Here is an 11,293-nt window from a genome sequence, read left to right as displayed (position 1 = left end):
CGGCGCCCGGCGCCGCAATCAGGCCCTTGAGCTTTTCCAGATCGCCATCGTAAAGGCTGAGAAAGATCTGCGGCAGGGTTTCGGTGGTGGCGTCGCCGATGATCTCATAGAGTTGGTCGCCTTCCAGCGCCATCGAGACCAGTGGCGCGAAAGCTTCCGTCTCGCGCTTTTCCGCGAGCAGGTGCAGGGCGAAAAACACTGTCTCGGCATTCTCCGGGGTGCGGTCGACGCCCGAAGCGCAGGCGTTCAGGCTCGCCAGCAGGGGCTCCTTTGCCGAGGCCCATTTCTGCCGCAAGGTGAGAATCGCGTCGAGCGGAAAAGTCTCCGCCCCGGCGAGATCGGCCAGAGCCATTTCAACGAGATTCATTTCGCTCTCCTGGAAGTCAAACCGGCACGCGGACGCTGGCTCGAAGGCCGCCGAGCGGACTGTTTACCAGAAAAACATCGCCGCCGTGCGACCGCGCGATGTCGCGGGCGATGGAAAGTCCCAAGCCGGTGCCGCCCTCGTCCTGATTGCGCGCTTCGTCCAGTCGCACGAAGGGGCGAAAGACGTTTTCGCGCGCGTCGGGCGGGATGCCCGGGCCGTCGTCATCGACATGGATCATCAGGAATTTCTGGTCGCACGAGCCTTCCAGCCTGATCTTCTCGCCATGCCGCAGGGCGTTGTTGAGCAGATTGGCGAGACAACGCTTGAACGCGTCGGGCCGTACCGTCGCGACAGGTTCGCCGGCGTAAACCACATCGGTTTCGTGGCCGAGACGTTCCGACTCCTGCCGGAGGGTTTCCAGCATGGCCGGTATGTCGGTCGGCGACGCGAGTTCCCCGATATCTCCACGTGCAAAGGCCAGATAGGCTTCCAGCATGCGCTGCATTTCATCGACGTCGCCGGTGAGTTCCTCGACTTCCGCCTCGTCGTCGAGCAGGGCGAGCGATAGTTTGAAGCGGGTCAGGATGGTGCGCAGATCGTGGCTGACGCCGTTGAGCATGGTCGTGCGCTGCTCCATCGCCCGTTCGATGCGCCGCTTCATTTCAAGAAAAGCGTAAGACGCGCGCCGCACTTCGCGCGCGCCGCGCGGGCGGAATTCGACCTCGCGCCCCTTGCCGAATTCCTCCGCCGCGTCGGCCAAGGCGAGAATGGGCCTGATCTGGTTGCGCATGAACAATATGGCGACGACGATCAGCACCAGCGCCGTGCCAACCATCCAGACGATGAAAATATGGGTGTTGGAGGCATAGGCCTGGCTGCGATGGGCGACGACGCGCAGAATCGCGTCGCCCATGTCGATGCGCACCTCGATGAAATCGGACTTGCCCACCGTGTCGATCCAGAACGGCAGGCGGATCAGCCGCTCGATTTCCGACGACATGGCCTTGTCGACCAGCGAGAAGAAGGGTCTGGGCAAAGCCGGCGGCAGCGGCCCGGCGGGCAGGATCTCCGCTTCGAGATTGAGCCTCTGGCGGGCGATGGTCTCCAGTTTGGAATTGTCGGGATCGAGCTTGCCGAAATCGCGGTGCATGTCGATCAGCGCGGCAATATCCTGCGTCACCGCATTGGAGAGGCGAAAAGTCACCAAATTCCAATGGCGCTCCATGAACACCAGCGCGATGGCCGATTGCAGGATGACCATGGGTATGATGACGATCAGCAGCGAGCGGGCGTAAAGCCCCTTGGGCATGATTCCGGCGAGCGCGCGCGAAAAATGGCGCCAGAAGCGGCGGCCCATGAGCAGCGCTTTGGCCGCCGGATTCATCGCTCGATCGCCAGTTTGTAACCGAGTCCGCGCACGGTCTGCAAATGCAGGGGATTGGCCGGATCGGTCTCGATCTTTCTTCGCAGCCGGTTGACCTGCACATCGACGGTGCGCTCGTTGGCCGCGCCCCCTCCCCCGCCGAGCGCCTCGCGCGAAACCGTCTCGCCGGGATTTTCAACGAGAATGCGCAGCATGTCGCGCTCGCGCTCGGTGATGCGGATGATGTCGTCGCCCTGGCGCAATTCGCCCCGGTCGGGATCGAAGGTGAAATCGCCAAAGCGGACGGCGTTCTGGCCCGGCGCGCCCTGCGCCGCCATGCGCGGAGCCGAGCGGCGCAAGATGGAGGCGACACGCAGGGCCAATTCGCGCGGATCGAAGGGTTTCGACAGATAATCGTCGGCGCCGGCTTCAAGCCCCCTGACCCGGTCTTCCGTCTCCGCGCGGGCGGTCAGCATAAGGATCGGCGCCTCGGCCAAATGCGAATTTTCGGCGCGAATCCGCGCGGCGAATTCATAGCCGCTCTGTCCAGGCATCATCACGTCGAGAATGATCAGGTCGAAATGCAGGCCGCGCAGGCGGGCATAAGCGTCCTCGGCGCTCACCGCCGCCGTGACGCGAAAACCCTCGCTTTGCAAGAAGCGGGTGAGCAGCTGGCGAATGCGCCGGTCGTCGTCGACGATCAGCAGATGCATGGCGTCGTCGGCGGGGGCGACGGTTTCGGGCGGGTTCATGGCGTCTCTCCCGGCGCGGAATCGCGAATGGCGGCAAGAAAAGCCGTCGTCTGTTCGCGCGTCCCGGCCGGCAGGCTTTCCAGCGCGCGGGCGAAACGGCGCGATTGCAGCTGCGCCAGATCCAGCGCCAGGGCGCGGCCCTTGTCGGTGGGATAGAGCAGGCGCTGGCGCCGGTCGGACAGGCCGAGCTTTTGTTCGAGATAGTTCTGGTCGAGCAGATCTTTGAGCACGCGAGACAGGCTCTGCTTGGTGATTTTCAGGAGGTCCAGCAGTTCGGCGACCGCGAGGCCGGGACGGCGATCGACGAAATAAAGCACGCGGTGATGGGCGCGCCCGAAATTATAGCGCAGCAGCAGCCGGTCCGCATCGCCGACGAAATCGCGATAGGCGAAAAAGAACAGTTCGATCAGGTCGAACATCGGCTCCTGCGGGATTTCCTTACAAGCCTCCGCGTCCCGCGAAACCGCGCGCAGCGGCGTGGCCTTTCCCTGAACAGCGTCTTCCATGCCGACGCCCCAAATCCCTCCCGGCGGCAGGCCGGAAAATATGTCAGTTCTATTGACATATTTCAGGTCGATTGCTAGTCGTCAAGTCCGCTGCGGCGTGCCAAAATGAAAGCACGATTTATTCGCCGCTTTTGCGCGAAGCGCCGTGAAACCCATGGAAATCCGAGTTTTTGCGATTGGCGAATCGCCGAAAACTCGCACAAGCCGTTTTACAAGGAGCTTGCGATGTCTGTCCTGCCTTTCGACCAGCGCGACGGGTTCATCTGGATGGATGGCGCGCTCGTTCCATGGCAAGACGCCAAGCTTCATGTCCTGTCGCATGGCCTGCATTACGCCTCCTGCTGTTTCGAGGGCGAGCGGGCCTATGGCGGCGTGATCTTCAAGTCGCGCGAACATTCCGAGCGTTTCAGGAATTCCGCCAACCTGCTCGATTTCGAGATCCCCTATTCGGTCGAGGAGATTGGCGCCGCCAAGGCTCTGGTGGTGGCGAAGAACGGCTTTGACAACTGCTATGTCCGTCCGGTCGCCTGGCGCGGTTCGGAAATGATGGCGGTGGCGGCGCAACACGCCACAATCCATGTCGCCATCGCCTGCTGGGACTGGCCATCGATGTTCGACGTCGAGACCAAGATGAAGGGCATCAAGGTCGACATCGCGGAATACCGCCGCCCCGATCCGCTGACCGCGCCGTGCCATTCAAAGGCCGCCGGCCTCTATATGATCTGCACCATCTCGAAGCACCGCGCGGAGCGGCGCGGCTATGCCGACGCCCTGATGCTCGACTGGCAGGGACGCGTCGCCGAATGCACCGGCGCCAACATCCTGTTCACCAAGGACGGCGCGATCCATACGCCGATCGCCGATTGCTTCCTGAATGGCATCACCCGACAGACGGTGATCGGCCTCGCCAGGGCTCGCGGCATCGAAGTCATCGAACGGCGCATCATGCCGGAAGAACTGGCGAGCTTCGAGGAATGCTTCATCTGCGGCACGGGCGCCGAAGTCACGCCGGTCTCGGAGATCGGCCCCTATAATTTCGCGCCGGGCGCCATTTCGCGCGTTCTGATCGAGGAATACGCCAAGGCCACGCAGCCGCAGAAGGCGGCAGCCTGACAGCAGGCATTGAAAGGCGACGCGTCACTTTTCCGCTGCGGCGTGCAACGCTAGCCCCGAGCGCTGCTGGCACGGCCTGGCGTGAGTGTTGATATTATGCGCCGTGTTGATCATGGCGATATGGGAGAAGGCCTGCGGAAAATTGCCAAGCAGCCGCTTGGCCCGCGGGTCGTATTCTTCCGACAGCAGGCCGAGATCGTTGCGCAATGAGAGCAGCCGCTCGTAAAGCTTTCGCGCGTCATCGCGCCTCCCGGCCAGAATATAGGCGTCCGCCAGCCAGAAACTGCAGGCCAGGAAGGCGCCTTCTCCCGGCGGCAGGCCGTCGCGCGTCTCGCCGGTTTCGTATCTCAGCACCAACCCGTCCGGCATGAGCTTGCGCTCGATCGCCTCGATGGTGCCTTTGACGCGCGGGTCGGTCGCCGTCAGGAAGCCGACTGCGGGAATCAGCAGGGTGCTGGCGTCGAGATTTTCCGATCCGTAAGCCTGGACGAAGGCCCCGAGACTGCGGTTAAACGCCTTTTCGCAGACATCCCGGTGAATTTTATCGCGGAGCTTGCGCCATCGGTCGACCGGCCCTTCGAGACCGAAAGTCTCGGCGCTCTTGATGGCGCGGTCCAACGCCACCCAGGCCATCACTTTCGAATGGGTGAACTGCTGGCGGCCGCCGCGCACTTCCCAAATTCCCTCGTCGGCCGACGACCATATTTCTTCGACGTGGTCGGTTAGCGCGCGCTGGAAATCCCAACCTTCGCCGGGATTTCGCAGGGTGCCCACGCGCGCCTGGTGCAGCGCATCCATGACTTCGCCGAAGACATCGATCTGCAGTTGCTCGGAGGCGGCATTGCCGACCCGCACCGGCTTCGAGCCCTCGTAGCCAGCCAGCCAGGGGACCTCCCATTCCGCCAGGCGCTTTTCTCCCGCCAGCCCGTACATGATCTGCATCTGGGAAGGACTCCCTGCGGCGGCGCGAAGCAGCCAGTCTCGCCAGTCCCGGGCTTCATCGTAATAGCCGGCGTTCATGAAGGCGAGCAGCGTCAGCGTTGCGTCGCGCAACCAGCAGATGCGGTAGTCCCAGTTGCGGGGGCCGCCGATCCGTTCCGGCAGCGACGTCGTCGGAGCGGCGACGATGCCGCCTGTCGGCGCGTAGATCAGCGCCTTGAGGGTGATGAGCGATCGGGTCACGGCGCTCGCATAGGCGTCAGCGACGCCTTTGTTCCGATGGGCCGCCGCCCAGCCCTCCCAGAATTGTTGTGTCTGCCGCAAGGCGTCCAGCGCATCGACGGGGTCGGGCGTTGGAAGATGCGACTGAGTATGCATGAGAACGAACGGAATGGTTTGCCCGGCTGAAACCGTGAATTCGGCGACGGTCGTCATGCCTTCGCCGCGAAGCTGGACGGGCGTGTAAAGGACAACCTTGTCGGGACCGGAAATCGCCAGAAGCGCGCCGTCATCCGTTCGCCGCACCCAGGGAATGGAGGCGCCGTAGTCGAAGCGGATGACCAGTTCGGAATGCATTCGAACGGCGCCGCGCTTGCCGACGACCAGACGCACGATTTGAGACGCGCGGCCGCGCAACGGAAAGAAGTCGATCAAAGTGACCTCGCCTTCTTTTGAGACGAAGCTCGTTTCGAGAATCAGCGTATTCGGCCTGTAACGCCGCTCCATTCGCGGATTTTCGCTCTTCGGCGTCACGCGCCAGCGGCCGTTGCCGGTGTCCCCGAGCAGGGCGGCAAAGCATGCGCTCGAGTCAAATCGCGGCCAGCACAGCCAGTCGATCGATCCGTCCCTGGACACAAGCGCCGCCGTTTCGCCATCGCCGATCAATCCATAGTCTTCTATGCGGGCGGTCATGCGCAAATGCCTCCACGGTTCCAATCTTCCTTGCTCTCGGCTGAAAAAGAGTCGGAACGGATCGATCAAATTCGCGGGCCCGGCGTTATAGGCGGGTGAGACGCCGCCGCCTGCACCGCCTTGCGAAACTGTCACGCGCCCCAAAGCGTTGCGCAGGCCGCGGCAGAATCGGAAGTTTTTTCGCCTTCCTGCGGAGTTTAGCCTAGCGAGTCCAGCCCTTCATTTCTGCTCGACTCCCATTCATCTCTCGCTGCGGCGCGGAGGAAACATGACCGATCGAGAACAGGCCAAATCTTCCGCTCCGCGGAATGCCAAATCTTCCGCGCCGGAGAAAAACGCCGCCCAAACCGCCCGCTCATTGGCAAAGCCGAGGCGCGGGCGCCCGACAAGCGAGCGAGCGCCCACGCGCCGTCCTGCCGATTCAAACGCGCAAGTGGCGCTGGCCAGCCGTCCGATCGACGACGTTTGCATCGACACGATCCGCACGCTGTCGATGGACGCCGTGCAGAAGGCCGAATCGGGGCACCCCGGAGCGCCGATGGCCCTGGCGCCGGTGATGTACACCCTCTGGCGTCAATTTTTGCGCTATGACCCGGAAGACCCCACCTGGCTCAACCGCGACCGTTTCATCCTGTCCAATGGACACGCGTCGATGCTGCTCTACGCGACGCTGCATCTCGCGGGCGTAAAAGCAGTCAACGCCGCGCATGAAATTCTCGACCAGCCTGCGGTCTCGCTGGACGACATCAAGGCCTTCCGCCAGCTTGACAGCAGATGCCCAGGTCATCCCGAGCATCACATCACCACCGGCGTCGAAGCGACCACCGGCCCGCTTGGCCAGGGCTGCGGCATGAGCGTCGGCATGGCGATGGGCGAGCGCTGGCTGGCGCAGAATTTCAACCGGCCGGGCCTCAAGATCGTCGATTACGACGTCTACGCCATCTGCAGCGACGGCGACATGATGGAAGGCGTCAGCAACGAGGCGGCTTCGCTCGCCGGGCATCTGATGCTCGGCAATCTCTGCTGGATCTACGATTCCAATCAGGTGACGATCGAGGGCCACACGGAACTGGCGTTCAGCGATGACGTGGCTGCGCGCTTCCGCGCCTATGGCTGGAATGTCCAGCACGTCGGCGACGCCAACGACACCAGGCGGATGGCCGAGGCGCTCAAGGCGTTCAAAGCCTCGCCGGACGCGCCAATGCTGATCATTGTGGAGAGCCACATCGGATATGGGGCGCCGCACAAGCACGACACCAGCGCCGCCCATGGCGAAGCGCTCGGCGTCGAGGAGGTCCGCCTTACCAAGCGCGCCTATGGTTGGCCGGAAGAATCCAGCTTTCTCGTGCCCGATGGCGTACGCGAACATTTTCACGAAAGCTCCGGCCGCCGCGGCGGCGAGTTGCGGCGAAGCTGGCTTGAGCGCATGCAGGACTATCGCGAAAAACATCCAGAACTGGCGGCGCGCCTCGACCAGATGCAGCGGGGAGAATTACCCAAGGGCTGGGACAGCGCTCTGCCAAGCTTCGCCCCCGACGCCAAAGGGCTCGCCACCCGCGAGTCGTCGGGGAAAGCGCTTAACGCCATCGCCGCGCATTTTCCCTGGCTGATCGGCGGCGCGGCCGATCTCGCGCCCTCGACCAAGACCGACCTGACGTTCGAGGGGGCTGGAGAATTCGAGTCCGGCTATTATGGCGGACGCAACCTGCATTTCGGCATCCGGGAACACGCCATGGGCGCGATCCTGAATGGCCTGGCCTTGTCCAAGCTGCGCGTCTACGGCTCGAGCTTCCTGATCTTCTCCGATTACATGAAGCCGGCGATCCGGCTGAGCGCCCTGATGGGCCTGCCGGTGATCTATGTTTTCACCCATGATTCCATCGGCCTCGGCGAGGACGGCCCGACCCACCAGCCGATCGAGCAACTCGTCGGGCTGCGCGCGGTGCCGAGACTGGTGACGCTGCGACCCGCCGACGCCAACGAAGTGGTCGAAGCCTGGCGCGTCATCATCCGGCAGACGCAGCCTGTCTGCCTGGCGCTGACCCGCCAGAAACTGCCGACCATCGATCGCGCGCGCTACGCTTCCGCCGGGGGCGTCGCCCGGGGCGCCTATGTGCTGGCCGACTCGCCTAAAAAAAACCCGGCGGTGATCCTGATCGGGACCGGCAGCGAAGTGTCTTTATGCCTGGAAGCCTTCGAGCAGCTCGAACGCGACGGCATTGCCGCGCGTGTCGTGAGCATGCCTTCGTGGGAATTGTTCGAACAACAGGATCAAGCCTATCGCGACGAGATTCTGCCGCCGGAAATCACCGCGCGGGTTTCGGTCGAAGCGGCCTCGACGATCGGCTGGGATCGCTACGCCGGAGCGACCGGCGAAAAGATCGGCATGCACGGTTTTGGCGCTTCGGCGCCGATCGCGGATCTTTTGAAGAAGTTCGGCTTTACCCGTGAGGCGGTGCTCGCCGCCGCGCGGCGGCAACTCGAGCGAGGCCGGGGGAGATCGCGATGAACACGCTGAAGCGGCTCGCTACCTGCGGGCAATCTCCCTGGCTTGATTATCTCAAGCGCAGCTTCATCGAAAACGGCGACCTTCAAGGATCGATCGAGCGCGACGGCTTGAAAGGCGTCACTTCCAACCCTTCGATTTTCGAAAAAGCCATCGGCGAATCCGACGAATATGCCGACGCGCTCAAGCAATTTCTCGCAGAGGGCGACCGTGGCGTTTCGGAAATCTACGAACATCTGGCCATCGCCGACATACGCGCCGCCGCCGACATCCTGCGTCCCGTCCATGAGCAGACGCAAGGCCGCGATGGCTATGTCAGCCTCGAATGCTCGCCCTACCTCGCCAACGATACCGAGGCCACAGTGGCGGAAGCGCTGCGGCTGTGGCAAGCCGTCGAGCGCTCCAACCTGCTGGTGAAGGTTCCCGCGACCCCCGCCGGCATACCCGCCATTCGCCGGCTGATCGCGCGCGGATTGAACATCAACATCACCCTCTTGTTTTCCGTGGAGGTCTACGAGCAGGTGGTCGAGGCCTATATCGCCGGGCTTGAGGAGCTTTTGCAAGCGGGCGGCGATGTTTCGAACGTCGCCAGCGTCGCCAGTTTTTTCGTCAGCCGCATCGACACCGAAGTCGACAAGCGGCTCGCCGAGCTGGCCGACAGGCAAGCGGGCGATCGCCTTCGCGGCAAAGCGGCGATCGCCAACGCCAAGATCGCCTACGACCGTTACAAGGCCCTGTTTTCCGGGCCGCGCTGGCAGGCTTTGGCCGACGCTGGCGCCAGGACGCAGCGGCTGCTCTGGGCCTCCACCAGCGCCAAGAATCCGTCGTACAGGGACACGATCTACGTCGAAGACCTGATCGGCGTCGATACGGTGAACACCATGCCGCCCGCAACGATGGACGCCTTCCGCGACCATGGCAAGATCGAACCCGGCGCCATCGAGCATGATCTCGCCGGGGCAAAAAAAACGCTGTCCGAATTGGAGAAGCGGGGCGTTTCGCTCATTGAGATCACGCGGCAACTCGTCGAAGACGGCGTGCGGCAATTCGCCGACGCGTTCGACAAGCTTTTTGCCGCCCTGGCGAAGCAGCGCCGCATCCTGCTCGACGGCGAACGTCGAAGTCTCGATATCCGGGCCGGTTCGGCGGAAATGCGCGCCGCCCTCGACGAGGAAATGGAGCTTTGGCGCAAGGAGGGGCTCATTCGCCGTCTTTGGGCCGGCGACAAGTCGCTGTGGACCGGGACCGACGAGGACAAATGGCTCGGCTGGCTGCATATCGTCGAGCAGGAGCTTGCGGCGAGCCCGACGACGATGGCGGAAGAAATCAAGCAGCGCGGTTTCGCCGACGTTCTCCTGCTGGGAATGGGCGGGTCGAGCCTTGGGCCTGAAGTGGTGGCTGAAATTTTCGGACCGCAATCCGGCTGGCCGCGCTTTCACATGCTGGACAGCACCGATCCCGCCCAGATCAAGGCGGTGGAGGAAGCGATCGACTTGGACAAGACGCTGTTCATCGTCTCTTCCAAATCGGGCGGGACGCTGGAGCCCAATATCCTGCTGGATTATTTCTTTGAGCGGGTCGGCGCCGTGCCCGGCGTTGAGAACGCTGGCCACTCGTTCATCGCCGTGACCGATCCCGGCTCTTCGCTCGAACAGCGCGCCAAGGAGCTGCATTTCGCCCATGTCGCCCATGGGGCGCCGTCGATTGGCGGGCGCTATTCCGTTCTTTCGGAATTCGGCGTCGCGCCGGCGGCGGCGATGGGTCTCGACGTCCGGCGCCTGTTGGAGACCGGGCTTGAAATGGAAAGAAGCTGCGGCCCGGATGTTCCGCCGCAGGAAAATCCCGGCGTGGAACTGGGAGTCGCCCTGGGCGTGGCCGCGACGCGCTTCGGTCGCGATAAGGTGACGATCGTCGCTTCGCCCGGCCTAGCCAGCTTCGGCGCGTGGCTTGAGCAACTTCTGGCCGAGAGCACGGGCAAACAGGGTCGCGGCCTGATTCCACTGGCTGGGGAACCGCTTGCTGCGCCGGAAAACTATAGCCACGACCGAATCTTCGCCTATCTGGAGCTGGAGGGGCGGAGCGATCCAGCGCAAAGCGCGGCCATCGAGGCGCTGGAAAAGGCCAGCCATCCGGTCGCCATCATCCGGGTGAAGGACATCTGGCATATTGCCGGCGAGTTCTTCCGCTGGGAGATCGCCACGGCGGTCGCCGGCGCGATCATCGGCATCCACCCGTTCGACCAGCCCGATGTCGAGGCGAGCAAGATGCGCACGAAAGAGCTGACCGAGTCTTACGAAAAATCGCGCCGCCTTCCCGACGAGGCGCCGCTATTTCGCGAGAACGGGTTGGCGCTATACGCCGATCCTCGCAACGCCGCCGAGCTTGGCCGGCACGACACGCTAGCCGGCTATCTGAAAAGCCATTTCGGCCGCGCCCATGCCGGCGATTATGTCGCCCTGCTCGCCTATGTTGAACGCAACGCAGCGCATGAAAAGACCCTGGCCGACGTTCGCGCGGAAATCCGCGACAAGACCCGCGCCGCGACCTGCCTGGGCTTTGGACCCCGTTTCCAGCATTCGACCGGGCAAGCCTACAAGGGCGGCCCGAACACCGGCGTGTTCCTTCAGATCACCTGCGACGATCCCTATGATATCGACGTTCCGGGCCATTCGTACAGTTTTGGCGTCGTCAAGGCGGCGCAGGCGCGGGGCGATTTCGACGTGCTGGCGCAACGCGGCCGGCGCGCGTTGCGGGTCCATCTCAGGGATGTCGATGCAGGCATGGCCGAATTGGCGCGAGGGATCGCAGAGGCTCTCGCGTGAACGCTTTCGCCAG

Annotated in this window: 8 protein-coding genes; 3 read left to right on the top strand and 5 right to left on the bottom strand. The window is 63.3% G+C overall.

What is annotated here, in order from left to right; genetic code table 11:
• From ACLP2E_RS05680 to ACLP2E_RS05665, 4 genes are all read right to left on the bottom strand, one after another.
• Nucleotides 1-367: DUF1186 domain-containing protein (locus ACLP2E_RS05680; protein ID WP_442465384.1), on the bottom strand; the 367-nt coding region annotated here is incomplete at its 3' end.
• Between the two features lie 16 nt (nt 368-383).
• Complete coding sequence (locus tag ACLP2E_RS05675; RefSeq protein WP_442463103.1) at nt 384-1,751, bottom strand: ATP-binding protein; 1,368 nt, start codon at nt 1,749-1,751, stop codon at nt 384-386.
• Complete coding sequence (locus ACLP2E_RS05670) at nt 1,748-2,482, bottom strand: response regulator transcription factor (protein ID WP_442463104.1); 735 nt, start codon at nt 2,480-2,482, stop codon at nt 1,748-1,750. The genes ACLP2E_RS05675 and ACLP2E_RS05670 overlap by 4 nt, the downstream gene beginning before the upstream one ends.
• The gene (locus ACLP2E_RS05665) at nt 2,479-2,988 is read right to left on the bottom strand and encodes a MarR family winged helix-turn-helix transcriptional regulator (RefSeq protein ID WP_442465383.1); all 510 of its coding nucleotides are present in this window, start codon (nt 2,986-2,988) and stop codon (nt 2,479-2,481) included. The genes ACLP2E_RS05670 and ACLP2E_RS05665 overlap by 4 nt, the downstream gene beginning before the upstream one ends.
• Nucleotides 2,989-3,213: 225 nt before the next feature.
• On the opposite strand from ACLP2E_RS05665, the gene ACLP2E_RS05660 reads away from it, so the two are divergent.
• The gene (locus ACLP2E_RS05660) at nt 3,214-4,101 is read left to right on the top strand and encodes a branched-chain amino acid aminotransferase (protein ID WP_442463106.1); all 888 of its coding nucleotides are present in this window, start codon (nt 3,214-3,216) and stop codon (nt 4,099-4,101) included.
• Between the two features lie 24 nt (nt 4,102-4,125).
• Here ACLP2E_RS05660 and ACLP2E_RS05655 read toward each other — a convergent pair whose 3' ends face one another.
• Entirely contained in the window at nt 4,126-5,976 is a 1,851-nt protein-coding gene (locus ACLP2E_RS05655; RefSeq protein WP_442465382.1) for a glycoside hydrolase family 15 protein, read from the bottom strand.
• Between the two features lie 409 nt (nt 5,977-6,385).
• Here ACLP2E_RS05655 and tkt point away from each other — a divergent pair, with 409 nt between their 5' ends.
• Together tkt and ACLP2E_RS05645 are read left to right on the top strand one after the other, a co-directional pair.
• Nucleotides 6,386-8,461: a transketolase gene (tkt, locus tag ACLP2E_RS05650; RefSeq protein ID WP_442465381.1), complete on the top strand. Its 2,076-nt coding sequence runs from the start codon at nt 6,386-6,388 to the stop codon at nt 8,459-8,461.
• Complete coding sequence (locus ACLP2E_RS05645) at nt 8,458-11,280, top strand: bifunctional transaldolase/phosoglucose isomerase (protein ID WP_442465380.1); 2,823 nt, start codon at nt 8,458-8,460, stop codon at nt 11,278-11,280. The genes tkt and ACLP2E_RS05645 overlap by 4 nt, the downstream gene beginning before the upstream one ends.
• The last annotated feature ends 13 nt before the right edge of the window (nt 11,281-11,293 follow it).

Origin of the sequence: Rhodoblastus sp., from assembly GCF_052145335.1 — a bacterium.
Taxonomy (GTDB): Bacteria; Pseudomonadota; Alphaproteobacteria; order Rhizobiales; family Beijerinckiaceae; genus Rhodoblastus.
Note: the sequence above shows the minus strand (reverse complement) of the source record. Positions and strands in the feature narration are given on the sequence as shown.